Source organism: Escherichia sp. KS167_9B (assembly GCF_030295215.1).
Taxonomy (GTDB): Bacteria; Pseudomonadota; Gammaproteobacteria; order Enterobacterales; family Enterobacteriaceae; genus Escherichia; species Escherichia coli_F.
Genome location: NZ_AP025754.1, coordinates 3,094,463 through 3,109,688, shown reverse-complemented (window position 1 = coordinate 3,109,688; position 15,226 = coordinate 3,094,463). Strand labels below are relative to the sequence as shown.

General features: G+C 52.2%; 17 protein-coding genes. 12 read left to right on the top strand and 5 right to left on the bottom strand.

Annotation, left to right across the window (positions count from 1 at the left end; translation table 11 throughout):
- The first annotated feature begins 40 nt into the window (after positions 1–40).
- Positions 41–1,180, top strand: coding sequence for a 3-phenylpropionate MFS transporter (locus QUE34_RS15540; protein WP_000244171.1), 1,140 nt, complete (start codon positions 41–43; stop codon positions 1,178–1,180).
- Here QUE34_RS15540 and csiE read toward each other — a convergent pair.
- From csiE to suhB, 3 genes are all read right to left on the bottom strand, one after another.
- A complete protein-coding gene (gene csiE, locus QUE34_RS15535; RefSeq protein WP_032303559.1) occupies positions 1,172–2,452 on the bottom strand; it encodes a stationary phase inducible protein CsiE in 1,281 nt (426 codons plus the stop codon). The two genes, QUE34_RS15540 and csiE, sit on opposite strands and share 9 nt — an antisense overlap.
- A 190-nt stretch (positions 2,453–2,642) precedes the next feature.
- Positions 2,643–3,497, bottom strand: coding sequence for an alpha/beta hydrolase (locus QUE34_RS15530; RefSeq protein WP_024212144.1), 855 nt, complete (start codon positions 3,495–3,497; stop codon positions 2,643–2,645).
- Positions 3,498–3,641: 144 nt separating this feature from the next.
- Positions 3,642–4,445, bottom strand: coding sequence for an inositol-1-monophosphatase (suhB, locus tag QUE34_RS15525; protein WP_032303558.1), 804 nt, complete (start codon positions 4,443–4,445; stop codon positions 3,642–3,644).
- 118 nt (positions 4,446–4,563) lie between these two features.
- Between suhB and trmJ the strand changes: the two genes are divergently transcribed.
- The 11 genes from trmJ (at position 4,564) to sseB (ending at position 13,678) form a co-directional block, all read left to right on the top strand.
- Positions 4,564–5,304 (top strand): tRNA (cytosine(32)/uridine(32)-2'-O)-methyltransferase TrmJ, encoded by a 741-nt coding sequence (trmJ, locus tag QUE34_RS15520; protein ID WP_000940023.1) that lies wholly within the window; start codon positions 4,564–4,566, stop codon positions 5,302–5,304.
- Between the two features lie 269 nt (positions 5,305–5,573).
- Positions 5,574–6,062: a Fe-S cluster assembly transcriptional regulator IscR gene (gene iscR / locus QUE34_RS15515; RefSeq protein WP_001241357.1), complete on the top strand. Its 489-nt coding sequence runs from the start codon at positions 5,574–5,576 to the stop codon at positions 6,060–6,062.
- A gap of 240 nt (positions 6,063–6,302) precedes the next feature.
- Complete coding sequence (gene iscS, locus QUE34_RS15510; protein WP_001295373.1) at positions 6,303–7,517, top strand: cysteine desulfurase; 1,215 nt, start codon at positions 6,303–6,305, stop codon at positions 7,515–7,517.
- Between the two features lie 27 nt (positions 7,518–7,544).
- Entirely contained in the window at positions 7,545–7,931 is a 387-nt protein-coding gene (gene iscU / locus QUE34_RS15505; protein WP_000331707.1) for a Fe-S cluster assembly scaffold IscU, read from the top strand.
- A gap of 16 nt (positions 7,932–7,947) precedes the next feature.
- Positions 7,948–8,271 (top strand): iron-sulfur cluster assembly protein IscA, encoded by a 324-nt coding sequence (gene iscA / locus QUE34_RS15500; protein WP_000028953.1) that lies wholly within the window; start codon positions 7,948–7,950, stop codon positions 8,269–8,271.
- 95 nt (positions 8,272–8,366) lie between these two features.
- The gene (gene hscB / locus QUE34_RS15495; protein WP_000384413.1) at positions 8,367–8,882 is read left to right on the top strand and encodes a co-chaperone HscB; all 516 of its coding nucleotides are present in this window, start codon (positions 8,367–8,369) and stop codon (positions 8,880–8,882) included.
- A gap of 16 nt (positions 8,883–8,898) precedes the next feature.
- Entirely contained in the window at positions 8,899–10,749 is a 1,851-nt protein-coding gene (hscA, locus tag QUE34_RS15490; RefSeq protein WP_103253362.1) for a Fe-S protein assembly chaperone HscA, read from the top strand.
- 1 nt (position 10,750) lies between these two features.
- Positions 10,751–11,086: an ISC system 2Fe-2S type ferredoxin gene (gene fdx, locus QUE34_RS15485; RefSeq protein WP_001124471.1), complete on the top strand. Its 336-nt coding sequence runs from the start codon at positions 10,751–10,753 to the stop codon at positions 11,084–11,086.
- Between the two features lie 11 nt (positions 11,087–11,097).
- Positions 11,098–11,298, top strand: coding sequence for a Fe-S cluster assembly protein IscX (gene iscX / locus QUE34_RS15480; protein ID WP_000523616.1), 201 nt, complete (start codon positions 11,098–11,100; stop codon positions 11,296–11,298).
- 177 nt (positions 11,299–11,475) lie between these two features.
- The gene (gene pepB / locus QUE34_RS15475; RefSeq protein WP_032303556.1) at positions 11,476–12,759 is read left to right on the top strand and encodes an aminopeptidase PepB; all 1,284 of its coding nucleotides are present in this window, start codon (positions 11,476–11,478) and stop codon (positions 12,757–12,759) included.
- A 142-nt stretch (positions 12,760–12,901) separates the two neighbouring features.
- On the top strand, positions 12,902–13,678 hold the full coding sequence (gene sseB / locus QUE34_RS15465) for an enhanced serine sensitivity protein SseB (protein ID WP_032303555.1): 777 nt from the start codon (positions 12,902–12,904) through the stop codon (positions 13,676–13,678).
- A 31-nt stretch (positions 13,679–13,709) separates the two neighbouring features.
- On the opposite strand, the gene timP is transcribed toward sseB, so the two are convergent.
- Positions 13,710–13,835, bottom strand: coding sequence for a small toxic inner membrane protein TimP (gene timP / locus QUE34_RS15460; RefSeq protein ID WP_248785394.1), 126 nt, complete (start codon positions 13,833–13,835; stop codon positions 13,710–13,712).
- Between the two features lie 342 nt (positions 13,836–14,177).
- Positions 14,178–15,023: a 3-mercaptopyruvate sulfurtransferase gene (gene sseA / locus QUE34_RS15455; RefSeq protein ID WP_032303554.1), complete on the bottom strand. Its 846-nt coding sequence runs from the start codon at positions 15,021–15,023 to the stop codon at positions 14,178–14,180.
- Positions 15,024–15,226 lie beyond the last annotated feature (203 nt).

The window sequence follows — 15,226 nt, the reverse complement described above, 5'->3', positions numbered from 1 at the left end:
CGATTAACCCCAGACTAACGCCTCCTGACGGGAGGGACTCATGGTTTTGCAATCCACGCGCTGGTTGGCGCTCGGTTATTTCACATACTTTTTTAGTTACGGCATTTTTCTACCTTTCTGGAGCGTCTGGCTTAAGGGGATTGGCTTAACGCCAGAAACTATCGGCCTGTTATTGGGGGCTGGTCTGGTTGCCCGTTTTCTCGGGAGTTTGATCATCGCGCCCCGCGTTAGCGATCCTTCCCGCCTGATTTCCGCCTTGCGCGTACTGGCACTGCTGACACTTCTCTTTGCTGTCGCCTTCTGGGCGGGGGCGCATGTAGCGTGGTTGATGGTGGTGATGATTGGCTTTAACCTCTTTTTCTCACCGCTGGTACCGTTGACCGATGCACTGGCGAATACATGGCAAAAACAGTTCCCGCTTGATTACGGCAAAGTGCGACTGTGGGGCTCGGTGGCGTTTGTCATTGGCTCGGCGCTGACAGGCAAACTGGTCAGTATGTTGGATTATCGGGTGATCCTCGCGCTGTTGACGTTGGGCGTGGCGTCCATGCTGCTCGGATTTCTCATTCGTCCAACGATTCAGCCACAAGGGGCTAGCCGTCAGCAGGAGAGCACGGGAGGGCCAGCCTGGCTGACACTGGTCCGCCAGAACTGGCGCTTTCTGGCCTGCGTTTGTTTATTACAGGGAGCGCATGCAGCCTATTACGGTTTTAGCGCTATTTACTGGCAGGCAGCTGGGTATTCTGCTTCAGCGGTGGGCTATTTGTGGTCGCTGGGCGTGGTGGCAGAAGTCATTATTTTTGCGCTGAGTAATAAACTTTTCCGCCGTTGTAGTGCACGCGATATGCTGCTGATCTCGGCAATTAGCGGCGTAATGCGCTGGGGAATTATGGGAGCAACGACGGCGTTGCCGTGGTTGATAGTAGTGCAAATTCTGCATTGCGGCACCTTCACGGTCTGCCACCTGGCGGCCATGCGTTATATTGCCGCCCGCCAGGGTAGCGAAGTCATTCGTTTGCAGGCGGTTTACTCTGCCGTTGCAATGGGCGGTAGTATCGCCATCATGACCGTCTTCGCCGGTTTCCTGTATCAATATCTGGGCCACGGCGTGTTCTGGGTGATGGCGCTGGTGGCGCTTCCGGCAATGTTCTTGCGCCCGAAAGTTGTTCCCTCATGCTGATTCGAGCATTTTGCGGATCTGCTCCTGTTGGTGTGTTGTCAGCGTCAGATCTGTGTAGATCAGCGGTGGTGAAAAGAGCGGTAACGGCGTGGTGTAAGGCGCAATAATCAGTGCCGCGCCGCGTGGAGCACCTCTCTGCAAAAATGCTTTTACCGACATATGCTTAATGTTGAGCGGCAGTAACGTTAGTTCACGTAACTGCTGCTCAATCTGCGCTTCACGCTCGCTATCATTCCCGGTCAGTAGAATAATCTGTTTTTCATGCAGGTCGTTTTCCTGCATTAGCCAGGCACCGAAAATCACCGCGACCAGACCGCTTTCCTCATCAGAAAGATGGACGCTGTATTCACTTTCAAATCCGGTCAGCGCCGCGCGGGTGGTGCGCACCAGGCGTGGGTACAGTCTGGAGAACTCTTCTGGCAGGGTGTTATCAATACCGATGGCAAACAAACTGCGATTTAACGCCTGGGCGAGGTGAGTATAAAGCTGATCTAATAACCCCTGTTCATCATAAAAACGAACATTTCCCAGCTCACGAAAATGGTTTACCAGACGTTTGATAGACTGACGCAATTGTCTATCCCGCTGATGCGCATCCCGAATTGGATCGGGAACTCGCAACATGGAAAAAAGTAATGCCATAAATAGTGGCTCATCAGGCGGTACAGGCTGGAGCGCCCGACGCTGCCAGTGGCGTCCAATTTCCTGCGCTACCTGAAATTCCAGGCAGGATTCTGCCCAGCGACGTTGGAGCGGATTAAACTGAGGCGTAATGCCAGCGTGGTGTTGCAGCAAGCAATATTGCAGATACAGACACAGGAAATGAATATCGCGCGATTCAAAGCGTTTTTGTAGCCGTCGAGAGCAGAGATTCACTAACGCTTGTAGATTGGTATCGTCGTAAAAGTTACGCGAAATTCCGCGCCGCTTTAGTTCACTCTTCAGAGCAGGTGTGAATTGGCTGGTAATAAATGACGGACACAGACGGAAACCACGTCGTAGCCAATGAAATAAACACAAACGTTGGTTAAGCACTGTGCCTTCAACCCGGTAGCTACCGTCATAACCAGTAGTCAGTGTGAGTTGATGATAGCGCAGGATCTCCCGTCCTGTTTCGCTGATATCAAGACAGGCAATATCATCATCCACACCATTAAGCTCGCTGAAAGTTGCCGTGGTGGCGGTCAACCCCGGCTGAAAGAGTGTCAGCAAGATCTGGCAGCGGCGCTGGGGAGCCGAAAGGACAGATGGTGAAGCAAGCGTAGGCATCATCTGTAGATCTCCCATAAGCATAATTGATAAGAATAGCTAAAGTTTGCCCAGGGAAATGGCGAAGGGAATGCTAATCATCAGAAATGTTGGCAAGCGTCACAGAATTTTTCTCATCTTAAACTGTTCTGACCAGTGGATTAGCTCGTCTAAAGGTGGATTTGTGAATGATTATCGCGCTAGCGATCATGGGTTAGTTGTGCGGATTCAACGTGCTAAGGATAAAATCCACTATTTGTTCGCGATAAACATCACCGTGACGATCGGAAAAAGCATCAATGTGTTCGCCGTCAGGGATTAAGATTAAACGTTTTGGCTCTTTTGCCAGATCATACAACTTTTGGCTGTGCTGCCATGGGATAACGTGATCGGCCTTACCGTGAATGAGTAAAACTGGGATCGGGCTGACGCTGGCGATGTAATTTTCGCCGCTGTAACTCTCATCAAGTAAGTAGCCACTGCCGGGGATCATCTGGTTGGCAATGGTTGCATAAGAGGCAAATGTGGAGTCGAGGATCACTGCACGTATGCCCTCACGATCACCCTGACCAACAACATCAAGAATATTCGCCCCGCCAATACTCTGCCCGAACAGTACCAGTCGTTGTGGGTTTACATCACTGCGATGGCGCACCACATTGATGGCACTTAGCGTATCGTCCAGCAATCCGGCCTGAGACGGCGTGCCTTTTGATTTACCAAACCCGCGATAATCAAACATAAAAACGTTGAAATTACGCTCAGGTAACCAACTGACCAGCGGCCAGTGGGCGGACATATTTCCGGCATTGCCGTGAGCATGAATGATGGTTGCGATGGCGTTGTCAGCGGGGCCTGTCGAAGAAGGGATAAACCAGCCTTGCAGACGAGTACCGTCCTTAGCTGTAAATTCGACGGATTCCGCCGACCAGGGGTCGGGACCGTAAATTTTGTCGTCGGGATAATAGAAGAAGTTGATGGCAACGCGCGGCACTAAATAAACGCAGAAGGCAACAACAAAGAGAATAAACAGAATTTTGAGAACGCGTGTGTTCACTGGCAGTGCCATAACCTTTCCTTGCGACTTCTTTATAATCCATTAATCGGGGAAAGATGGTGGGAGAGTGACGAAAGAAAGTAAAGCAGAGCGGAAGCATTTCGGAATAGCGCCTGAAAGGCGAGGGCGGGTGAGAGAAATCACCCGCCAGAGAAATTAACGCTTCAGGGCGTCGCTTAACTCGTCACGCATGTTCGCCAGCATGGCTTTAACAACGCGCGGGTTACCGGCAACGATGTTACCGGTCAGCATGTAGTTATGACCACCGTTGAAGTCGCTGACGATGCCGCCCGCTTCACGAACCAGCAGCTCACCTGCGGCGAAATCCCACGGACGCAGACCGATTTCAAAGAAACCGTCAACGCGACCCGCAGCAACGTAAGCCAGATCCAGCGCCGCAGAACCGGTACGACGGAAGTCTGCACATTCGTTGAACAGTTTGCCGACGATGTTGATGTAGGTGGTGGCGTACTGTTTTGCTTTGAACGGGAAGCCGGTCGCCAGAATAGTACCGTCGAGATCGCGAGCGGTGCTGCCGCGCAGACGGTAGCCGTTCAGCTGTGCGCCCTGACCGCGAGTCGCGGTGAACAGTTCGTTACGCATAGGATCATAAACCACAGCAACTTCAGTGCGGCCTTTGATACGAACGGCAATAGATACCGCGAAGTGCGGCAGGCGTTTGATAAAGTTGGTAGTGCCATCCAGTGGATCGATAACCCATTGAACATCCTGATCGGTACCTTCAAGTTCACCGCTTTCTTCGGTGATGATGGTGTGCTGTGGGTAAGATTTACGAATCGTGTCGATAATCACCGCTTCGGCAGCTTTATCTACGTTGGTCACGAAATCGTTACTGCCTTTCTGGCTCGCTTCTACAGCGTCCGGGGTTTCATAGTTTTTGGCAATTAAATTACCCGCCTTGCGCGCTGCGCGCACGGCGATGTTCAGCATCGGATGCATCGGTCTCTCTCACTGGATGTTAAAGAACGGGAAAACGGCGCAGAGTATAGCAGCGAGATCGGCATCTGTCTTCGTTTTATGATAAGATGCGCAAATAATCTTTAGACGAAGAAAGACAATGCTGCAAAATATTCGAATTGTGCTGGTGGAGACGTCACACACCGGCAATATGGGTTCTGTTGCCCGTGCCATGAAAACAATGGGCTTAACCAATCTGTGGCTGGTTAATCCATTGGTGAAACCTGACTCCCAGGCGATTGCTCTGGCAGCAGGGGCCAGCGATGTGATTGGTAATGCTCACATTGTCGATACGCTCGACGAAGCGTTAGCCGGTTGTAGCCTGGTGGTTGGCACCAGCGCACGTTCCCGCACGCTGCCGTGGCCGATGCTCGACCCGCGTGAATGCGGTTTGAAAAGCGTCGCTGAAGCGGCAAATACGCCGGTGGCACTGGTTTTTGGTCGTGAGCGCGTTGGCTTGACCAATGAAGAGTTGCAAAAGTGCCATTATCATGTCGCCATTGCCGCTAATCCGGAATACAGTTCGCTGAACCTGGCGATGGCTGTTCAGGTTATTGCCTATGAAGTGCGCATGGCCTGGCTGGCGACTCAGGAGAACAGCGAGCAGGTTGAACATGACGAGACGCCGTATCCGCTGGTCGATGATCTGGAACGTTTTTACGGTCATCTTGAACAAACGCTGCTGGCAACCGGCTTTATCCGTGAAAACCATCCGGGGCAGGTGATGAATAAGCTGCGTCGTCTGTTTACCCGTGCGCGCCCGGAAAGCCAGGAGTTGAATATCCTGCGCGGGATTCTGGCTTCTATTGAGCAGCAGAATAAAGGTAACAAGGCCGAATAACCGAGGTTGCCTGATACGGCGCTTAACGCGTCTTGTCAGGCCTACATTGTACTGAACCCCTGGTCGGATAAAGTGTTTACGCCGCACCCGACAACAGGTACAAACGCCACGATAAAAAAATGGCACTGAAGGTTAAATACCCGACTAAATCAGTCAAGTAAATAGTTGACCAATTTACTCGGGAATGTCAGACTTGACCCTGCTATGCAATACCCCCACTTTTACAATAAAAAACCCCGGGCAGGGGCGAGTTTGAGGTGAAGTAAGACATGAGACTGACATCTAAAGGGCGCTATGCCGTGACCGCAATGCTTGACGTTGCGCTCAACTCTGAAGCGGGCCCGGTACCGTTGGCTGATATTTCCGAACGTCAGGGAATTTCCCTTTCTTATCTGGAACAACTGTTTTCCCGTCTGCGTAAAAATGGTCTGGTTTCCAGCGTACGCGGACCAGGCGGTGGTTATCTGTTAGGCAAAGATGCCAGCAGCATCGCCGTTGGCGAAGTGATTAGCGCCGTTGACGAATCTGTAGATGCCACCCGTTGTCAGGGTAAAGGCGGCTGCCAGGGGGGCGATAAATGCCTGACCCATGCGCTGTGGCGTGATTTGAGCGACCGCCTCACCGGTTTTCTCAACAACATTACTTTAGGCGAACTGGTTAATAACCAGGAAGTGCTGGATGTATCTGGTCGTCAGCATACTCACGACGCGCCACGCACCCGCACACAAGACGCGATCGACGTTAAGTTACGCGCTTAATTTAACCGTCCTGTTTCGTGTTGCATCTGCGTTGACTGCACATACTCACTCCGGTCACTTACTTATGTAAGCTCCCGGAGATTCGTAAGTTTGTCAACTTGCTGAAACCCGAAACAGTTAGGTTAAAGATAACAAGATATTAGAATCAGGCCGGGGCGTCTCGCGCTCCGTAAACACGGTCGTACATCCAGCCGGTAGCCTGGTTCCTTGCATTGAGTGATGTACGGAGTTTATAGAGCAATGAAATTACCGATTTATCTCGACTACTCCGCAACCACGCCGGTGGACCCGCGTGTTGCCGAGAAAATGATGCAGTTTATGACGATGGACGGAACCTTTGGTAACCCGGCCTCCCGTTCTCACCGTTTCGGCTGGCAGGCTGAAGAAGCGGTAGATATCGCTCGTAATCAGATTGCCGATCTGGTTGGCGCTGATCCGCGTGAAATTGTCTTTACCTCTGGTGCTACCGAATCTGACAACCTGGCGATCAAAGGTGCTGCTAACTTTTATCAGAAAAAAGGCAAGCACATCATCACCAGCAAAACCGAACACAAAGCGGTACTGGATACCTGCCGTCAACTGGAGCGCGAAGGTTTTGAAGTCACTTACCTGGCACCGCAGCGTAACGGTATTATCGACCTGAAAGAACTCGAAGCAGCGATGCGTGATGACACCATCCTTGTTTCCATCATGCACGTAAATAACGAAATCGGCGTGGTGCAGGATATCGCGGCTATCGGTGAAATGTGCCGTGCTCGTGGCATTATCTATCACGTTGATGCAACCCAGAGCGTGGGCAAACTGCCTATCGACCTGAGCCAGTTGAAAGTTGACCTGATGTCTTTCTCCGGTCACAAAATCTACGGCCCGAAAGGTATCGGTGCGCTGTATGTGCGTCGTAAACCGCGCGTACGTATCGAAGCACAAATGCACGGCGGCGGTCACGAGCGCGGTATGCGTTCCGGTACTCTGCCTGTTCACCAGATCGTCGGTATGGGCGAAGCCTATCGCATCGCAAAAGAAGAGATGGCGACCGAGATGGAACGTCTGCGCGGCCTGCGTAACCGTCTGTGGAACGGCATCAAAGATATCGAAGAAGTTTACCTGAACGGTGACCTGGAACACGGTGCGCCGAACATTCTCAACGTCAGCTTTAATTACGTTGAAGGTGAGTCGCTGATTATGGCGCTGAAAGACCTTGCGGTTTCTTCCGGTTCTGCCTGTACGTCAGCAAGCCTCGAACCGTCCTACGTGCTGCGCGCGCTGGGGCTGAACGACGAGCTGGCACATAGCTCTATCCGTTTCTCTTTAGGTCGTTTTACTACTGAAGAAGAGATCGACTACACCATCGAGTTAGTTCGTAAATCCATCGGTCGTCTGCGTGACCTTTCTCCGCTGTGGGAAATGTACAAGCAGGGCGTGGATCTGAACAGCATCGAATGGGCACATCATTAATCGGTATCGGAATCAGGAGAATTTATAATGGCTTACAGCGAAAAAGTTATCGATCATTACGAGAATCCACGTAACGTGGGTTCCTTTGACAACAACGACGAGAACGTGGGCAGCGGCATGGTGGGTGCACCGGCCTGTGGCGACGTGATGAAGTTGCAGATTAAAGTCAACGATGAAGGTATCATTGAAGACGCGCGTTTTAAAACTTACGGCTGCGGTTCCGCTATCGCTTCCAGCTCCCTGGTCACCGAATGGGTGAAAGGGAAGTCTCTCGACGAAGCACAGGCGATCAAAAACACCGATATTGCTGAAGAACTTGAACTGCCGCCGGTGAAAATTCACTGTTCTATTCTGGCAGAAGACGCGATCAAAGCCGCCATTGCGGACTATAAAAGCAAACGTGAAGCAAAATAAGAGTTGAGGTTTGGTTATGTCGATTACACTGAGCGACAGTGCAGCAGCGCGAGTAAATACCTTTCTGGCTAACCGCGGCAAAGGGTTTGGCCTGCGTCTGGGCGTGAGAACCTCCGGATGTTCAGGTATGGCTTATGTACTGGAATTTGTTGACGAACCGACGCCGGAAGACATCGTGTTTGAAGACAAAGGCGTGAAAGTCGTGGTCGATGGCAAAAGCCTGCAATTTCTGGACGGTACGCAACTGGATTTCGTAAAAGAAGGCCTGAACGAAGGGTTTAAATTTACCAACCCGAACGTCAAAGATGAGTGTGGTTGCGGCGAAAGCTTCCACGTTTGATGCGCATACCGATAACCCCATCGTGGTCAGCTGCGCGTGGGGTTTGTTTTACCTGATTCGTCGTTATTGCGGCGGATCGCAGCCCTGAGAATGTTATGGATTACTTCACCCTCTTTGGCTTGCCTGCCCGTTATCAACTCGATACCCAGGCACTGAGCCTGCGTTTTCAGGATCTACAACGTCAGTATCATCCTGATAAATTCGCCAGCGGAAGCCAGGCGGAACAACTCGCCGCCGTACAGCAATCTGCAACCATTAACCAGGCCTGGCAAACGCTGCGTCATCCGTTAATGCGCGCGGAATATTTACTTTCTTTGCACGGTTTTGATCTCGCCAGCGAGCAGCATACTGTGCGCGACACCGCGTTCCTGATGGAACAGCTGGAGCTTCGCGAAGAACTGGACGAGATCGAACAGGCGAAAGATGAAGCGCGGCTGGAAAGCTTTATCAAACGTGTGAAAAAGATGTTTGATACCCGCCATCAGTTGATGGTTGAACAGTTAGACAACGAGACGTGGGACGCGGCGGCGGATACCGTGCGTAAGCTGCGTTTTCTCGATAAACTGCGAAGCAGTGCCGAACAACTCGAAGAAAAACTGCTCGATTTTTAATTTCTGGAAGCTAAACATGGCCTTATTACAAATTAGTGAACCTGGTTTGAGTGCTGCGCCGCATCAGCGTCGTCTGGCGGCCGGTATTGACCTGGGCACAACCAACTCGCTGGTGGCGACAGTGCGCAGCGGTCAGGCCGAAACGTTAGCCGACCATGAAGGCCGTCACCTGCTGCCCTCTGTTGTTCACTATCAACAGCAGGGGCATTCGGTGGGTTATGACGCGCGCACTAACGCAGCGCTTGACACCGCCAACACCATTAGTTCTGTTAAACGCCTGATGGGGCGCTCGCTGGCTGATATCCAGCAACGCTACCCGCATTTGCCTTATCAATTCCAGGCCAGCGAAAACGGCTTGCCGATGATTGAAACAGCAGCGGGATTGCTGAATCCGGTGCGCGTTTCTGCGGACATCCTCAAAGCACTGGCGGCGCGGGCAACTGAAGCCCTGGCAGGCGACTTGGATGGTGTCGTTATCACCGTTCCGGCGTACTTTGACGATGCCCAGCGTCAGGGCACCAAAGACGCGGCGCGTCTGGCTGGGCTGCATGTTCTGCGCTTGCTTAACGAACCGACCGCTGCGGCTATCGCCTACGGGCTGGATTCCGGTCAGGAAGGCGTGATCGCTGTTTATGACCTCGGTGGCGGGACGTTTGATATTTCCATTCTGCGCTTAAGTCGCGGCGTGTTCGAAGTGCTGGCGACCGGCGGTGATTCCGCGCTCGGCGGCGATGACTTTGACCATCTGTTAGCAGATTACATTCGCGAACAGGCGGGCATTCCTGACCGTAGCGATAACCGCGTTCAGCGTGAACTGCTGGATGCCGCCATTGCGGCCAAAATCGCGCTGAGCGATGCGGACTCTGTGACCGTGAGTGTTGCGGGCTGGCAGGGTGAAATCAGCCGTGAACAATTCAACGAACTGATCGCGCCATTGGTAAAACGAACCTTACTGGCTTGTCGTCGTGCGCTGAAAGACGCGGGCGTTGAGGCTGACGACGTACTGGAAGTGGTGATGGTTGGTGGTTCTACCCGCGTGCCGCTGGTGCGTGAACGGGTGGGTGAATTTTTCGGTCGTCCACCGCTGACTTCCATCGACCCGGATAAAGTCGTCGCTATTGGCGCGGCGATTCAGGCGGATATTCTGGTGGGTAACAAGCCGGACAGCGAAATGCTGTTGCTTGATGTGATCCCGCTGTCGCTGGGCCTCGAAACCATGGGTGGCCTGGTGGAGAAAGTGATCCCGCGTAACACCACAATTCCGGTGGCGCGCGCCCAGGATTTCACCACCTTTAAAGATGGTCAGACGGCGATGTCTATCCATGTAATGCAGGGTGAGCGTGAGCTGGTGCAGGACTGCCGCTCGCTGGCACGTTTTGCGCTGCGTGGTATTCCGGCGCTACCGGCTGGCGGCGCGCATATTCGCGTAACGTTTCAGGTCGATGCTGATGGTCTTTTGAGCGTGACGGCGATGGAGAAATCCACCGGCGTTGAGGCGTCTATTCAGGTTAAACCGTCTTATGGTCTGACCGACAGTGAAATCGCTTCGATGATCAAAGACTCAATGAGCTATGCCGAGCAGGACGTAAAAGCCCGTATGCTGGCTGAACAAAAAGTAGAAGCGGCGCGTGTGCTGGAAAGTTTGCACGGCGCGCTGGCTGCTGATGCCGCGCTGTTAAGCGCCCCAGAGCGTCAGGTCATTGACGATGCTGCCGCTCACCTGAGTGAAGTGGCGCAGGGCGATGATGTTGACGCCATCGAACAAGCGATTAAAAACGTAGACAAACAAACCCAGGATTTCGCCGCTCGCCGCATGGACCAGTCGGTTCGTCGTGCGCTGAAGGGCCATTCCGTGGACGAGGTTTAATATGCCAAAGATTGTTATTTTGCCTCATCAGGATCTCTGTCCTGATGGCGCTGTTCTGGAAGCGAATAGCGGTGAAACCATTCTCGACGTTGCGCTGCGTAACGGCATCGAGATTGAACACGCCTGTGAAAAATCCTGTGCTTGCACCACCTGCCACTGCATCGTTCGTGAAGGTTTTGATTCGCTGCCGGAAAGCTCAGAGCAGGAAGACGACATGCTGGACAAAGCCTGGGGGCTGGAGCCGGAAAGCCGTTTAAGCTGCCAGGCGCGCGTTACCGACGAAGATTTAGTGGTCGAAATCCCGCGTTACACTATCAACCATGCGCGTGAGCATTAACAGAGGTTAGTATGGGACTTAAGTGGACCGATAGCCGCGAAATTGGCGAAGCACTGTACGATGCGTATCCGGATCTTGATCCGAAAACGGTTCGATTCACCGATATGCATCAGTGGATTTGCGATCTGGAAGATTTCGACGACGACCCGCAGGCATCGAACGAGAAAATCCTCGAAGCGATTTTATTAGTCTGGCTGGACGAAGCCGAGTGATTTCCGCGTCATGCTTCACGCCGCAGATGCGTTGGCTGCGCTCGTTCACCCCAGTCACATAGTTATCTATGCTCCTGGGGCTTCACTCACTTGCCGCCTTCCTGCAACGCGAATCATTTAGCGGAAAAATCCTGGGGCTGCCAACTGGCGGCCCTTTTACAAATAAGGATAACTAAAATGACAGAAGCGATGAAGATTACCCTCTCGACCCAACCTGCCGACGCGCGCTGGGGAGAAAAAGCAACTTACAGCATTAATAATGACGGCATTACCCTGCATTTGAACGGGGCAGACGATCTGGGGCTGATCCAGCGTGCGGCGCGCAAGATTGACGGTCTGGGCATCAAGCATGTTCAGCTAAGCGGTGATGGCTGGGATGCGGATCGTTGCTGGGCATTCTGGCAAGGTTACAAAGCCCCGAAAGGCACGCGTAAAGTGGAGTGGCCGGATCTGGACGATGCCCAGCGTCAGGAATTGGATAACCGCCTGATGATCATCGACTGGGTGCGTGACACCATCAACGCACCGGCAGAAGAACTGGGGCCATCGCAACTGGCACAGCGTGCTGTTGATCTGATCAGCAACGTCGCAGGCGATCGTGTGACTTACCGGATCACCAAAGGTGAAGATCTTCGTGATCAAGGTTATATGGGGCTGCACACTGTCGGGCGTGGTTCAGAACGTTCCCCGGTATTGCTGGCGCTGGATTACAACCCAACTGGCGATAAAGAAGCGCCGGTGTACGCGTGCCTGGTAGGTAAAGGCATCACCTTTGATTCCGGCGGCTACAGCATCAAACAGACCGCGTTTATGGACTCAATGAAGTCTGACATGGGCGGTGCGGCAACGGTTACCGGGGCGCTGGCATTTGCCATTACGCGCGGTCTGAACAAGCGTGTGAAGCTGTTCCTCTGCTGTGCGGATAACCTGATTAGCGGCAACGCGTTCAAACTGGGGGATATCATTACCTATCGCAACGGTAAAAAAGTCGAAGTCATGAACACCGATGCGGAAGGGCGTCTGGTTCTGGCAGATGGCCTGATTGACGCCAGTGCGCAGAAACCGGAACTGATTATCGATGCCGCGACACTCACCGGTGCGGCGAAAACCGCGCTGGGTAATGATTATCACGCGCTGTTCAGTTTTGACGATGCGTTGGCCGGTCGCCTACTGGAGAGTGCCGCCCAGGAGAACGAACCGTTCTGGCGTCTGCCGCTGGCGGAGTTCCACCGTAGCCAGCTGCCGTCTAACTTTGCGGAACTGAACAATACCGGAAGCGCGGCGTATCCGGCGGGTGCAAGTACGGCGGCGGGCTTCCTGTCGCACTTTGTTGAGAACTATAAACAAGGTTGGCTGCATATCGACTGTTCGGCGACTTACCGTAAAGCACCGGTTGAACAGTGGTCTGCGGGTGCGACCGGGCTGGGTGTGCGCACGATTGCTAATCTGTTAACGGCGTAAACTAATATGCCGGATGCGGCGTAAACGCCTTATCCGGCTTACAAAGTATTGTGAATTCAAAAAATTGCGATTCCCTTGTAGGCCTGATAAGCGTAGCGCATCAGGCACTTGTGCCCCGAACGTTGAATGAATTGTGGTTCTTATGTCCGAAACAAAAAACGAACTTGAAGAGCTGCTGGAAAAAGCAGCAACTGAACCGGCGCACCGCCCGGCCTTTTTCCGTACTCTACTGGAATCCACTGTCTGGGTACCAGGTACGGCGGCGCAGGGCGAGGCAGTGGCTGAAGATAGCGCGCTTGATTTACAGCACTGGGAAAAAGAAGACGGTACCAGCGTCATTCCTTTTTTCACCTCGTTAGAAGCACTGCAACAGGCGGTTGAAGACGAACAGGCGTTTGTCGTAATGCCCGTTCGCACATTGTTTGAGATGACCCTTGGCGAAACGCTCTTCCTTAATGCCAAACTGCCAATCGGTAAAGAATTTATGCCGCGTGAAATCAGTTTGTTGATTGGTGAAGAAGGAAATCCGCTGAGTAGTCAGGAAGTACTGGAAGGCGGCGAATCGCTGATATTATCGGAAGTCGCAGAGCCGCCAGCACAAATGATTGATTCACTTACCACCTTATTTAAAACCATTAAGCCGGTGAAGCGTGCTTTTATTTGTTCAATTAAAGAGAACGAAGAGGCACAGCCTAATTTACTTATTGGCATTGAAGCCGATGGCGATATCGAAGAAATTATTCAGGCGGCGGGAAGTGTAGCGACCGATACATTACCTGGTGATGAACCAATAGATATTTGCCAGGTGAAAAAAGGGGAAAAAGGAATTAGCCACTTTATTACCGAACATATTGCGCCATTCTATGAACGTCGTTGGGGTGGATTCCTGCGTGATTTTAAACAGAATCGAATAATTTAAAATATGCCGCCCCAAAGGGCGGCATTCGGGCTTACTTGCTGTTCTGAAGGTTGTTAACCATCAGTAAATTGTTGCCGGAGGGACTCCGGTTATTATTTACCTCGGTTAACAGCGCACCAGAAACAATAAGTACGATACAGAAGCACCGTATCTTCATTGTGCGGTCCATGCGAAGACCGCATCACGACAGCACCACTGGCGATATTGCCGCGATAGCAAGCGCTGTGGGGTGCCTGCATTTACGGTCATGGAACATCCTTTCCTAAAGCCAGCGCCCGTTTGCGAGACGGCGAAAAGGGCCGTCACGAATAATACTCTCATATTTGAATAATTACTCTATTTATTATCTTGACTTAGCCAGGCATAAAAGAGAGTATTTCAACACTGTGGGGTGCCTGCGTTGCTCCGGCAACACAAGTCAACCTGCTGGAAAGGCCGCGAACCAGACCAGCAATAAAAAACCGCCAAATTTGGCGGTTTTTTATTGCCTGTAAAAAGCTTATTTCTCTGGCTCAACCGGTAAATCGGCCCGTGCGCCCCATTCACTCCATGCGCCGTCGTATAGTTTCACGTTTGGCACATCCAGCGTCGCGAGTGCCAATAAAACCACGGCTGCTGTTACACCAGAACCGCAGCTGACGATAATTGGTTTGTCGTAGCTGACACCGCGACCAAAAAATATCGCATCCAGTTCATCGGTCGTTTTTAGTTCGCCTTCACGGACCAGTTCCGTCCACGGAACGTTCAATGCACCGGGAATATGTCCGCGACGTAAACCTGGGCGAGGTTCATCAACTTCTGCGTTAAAACGTGTAGCCGGGCGGGCATCAATAATTTGCGCCGTATTTTCATGGCTTGCCAATAATACATCGGTTACTTTCACCACGGCTTCAGGATTAAACGCGGCGTTAAACTCTCCTTCCGGCAGCTCTACTGCGCCTTCTTCTAATAGCAGATCATCACGCTGCCAGCCTGCAAGTCCACCACCCAGAATCGACACTTTCTCTACACCAAAGGTGCGCAGCATCCACCATGCGCGTGGGGCTGAGAAAAGATTACCTTCGTCATAGACAATCAGGTGCTTATCCTGGTTAACGCCTAACTCACGCATTGCAACGGCGAACGTTTCCGGGCGCGGCAGCATGTGCGGAAGCGGGGAAGTGTGATCAGAAAGCGCTTCGATATCAAAAAACACTGCGCCGGGAATATGTCCATTCAGATACTCCTGGGCAACGTTACGATCTTCCTGTCCAGGCGGTGCCATGCGGGCATCGATAATCTGAATTTCCGGGTCATCAATATGTTCGGCGAGCCAGTCGGCTCCTACAAACCATGTCGTGGACATAGGCATCTCCATTTTTGCCGGGTTAGGCTAAATTGTCGGATGTTTGGTGAAAAGCGACAAGCAAAAGAGGCTGATTTGGCTGTCTGAGCCACAATTCTCACTAAAATTCGGATTCCATGAGCGCGATACTGAATTACATAACGTAAATTCTCACGCATAATAATTATTCGACGTTGCTAACGGGCCATTGTGGCAGGGATGAA

Bases quoted from the DNA above. Each gene is read 5' to 3' on its own strand.
- QUE34_RS15540 (WP_000244171.1), top strand. From the start codon at position 41: ATGGTTTTGCAATCCACGCGCTGGTTGGCGCTCGGTTATTTCACATAC.
- csiE (WP_032303559.1), bottom strand. From the start codon at position 2,452: ATGATGCCTACGCTTGCTTCACCATCTGTCCTTTCGGCTCCCCAGCGC.
- QUE34_RS15530 (WP_024212144.1), bottom strand. From the start codon at position 3,497: ATGGCACTGCCAGTGAACACACGCGTTCTCAAAATTCTGTTTATTCTC.
- suhB (WP_032303558.1), bottom strand. From the start codon at position 4,445: ATGCATCCGATGCTGAACATCGCCGTGCGCGCAGCGCGCAAGGCGGGT.
- trmJ (WP_000940023.1), top strand. From the start codon at position 4,564: ATGCTGCAAAATATTCGAATTGTGCTGGTGGAGACGTCACACACCGGC.
- iscR (WP_001241357.1), top strand. From the start codon at position 5,574: ATGAGACTGACATCTAAAGGGCGCTATGCCGTGACCGCAATGCTTGAC.
- iscS (WP_001295373.1), top strand. From the start codon at position 6,303: ATGAAATTACCGATTTATCTCGACTACTCCGCAACCACGCCGGTGGAC.
- iscU (WP_000331707.1), top strand. From the start codon at position 7,545: ATGGCTTACAGCGAAAAAGTTATCGATCATTACGAGAATCCACGTAAC.
- iscA (WP_000028953.1), top strand. From the start codon at position 7,948: ATGTCGATTACACTGAGCGACAGTGCAGCAGCGCGAGTAAATACCTTT.
- hscB (WP_000384413.1), top strand. From the start codon at position 8,367: ATGGATTACTTCACCCTCTTTGGCTTGCCTGCCCGTTATCAACTCGAT.
- hscA (WP_103253362.1), top strand. From the start codon at position 8,899: ATGGCCTTATTACAAATTAGTGAACCTGGTTTGAGTGCTGCGCCGCAT.
- fdx (WP_001124471.1), top strand. From the start codon at position 10,751: ATGCCAAAGATTGTTATTTTGCCTCATCAGGATCTCTGTCCTGATGGC.
- iscX (WP_000523616.1), top strand. From the start codon at position 11,098: ATGGGACTTAAGTGGACCGATAGCCGCGAAATTGGCGAAGCACTGTAC.
- pepB (WP_032303556.1), top strand. From the start codon at position 11,476: ATGACAGAAGCGATGAAGATTACCCTCTCGACCCAACCTGCCGACGCG.
- sseB (WP_032303555.1), top strand. From the start codon at position 12,902: ATGTCCGAAACAAAAAACGAACTTGAAGAGCTGCTGGAAAAAGCAGCA.
- timP (WP_248785394.1), bottom strand. From the start codon at position 13,835: ATGAAGATACGGTGCTTCTGTATCGTACTTATTGTTTCTGGTGCGCTG.
- sseA (WP_032303554.1), bottom strand. From the start codon at position 15,023: ATGTCCACGACATGGTTTGTAGGAGCCGACTGGCTCGCCGAACATATT.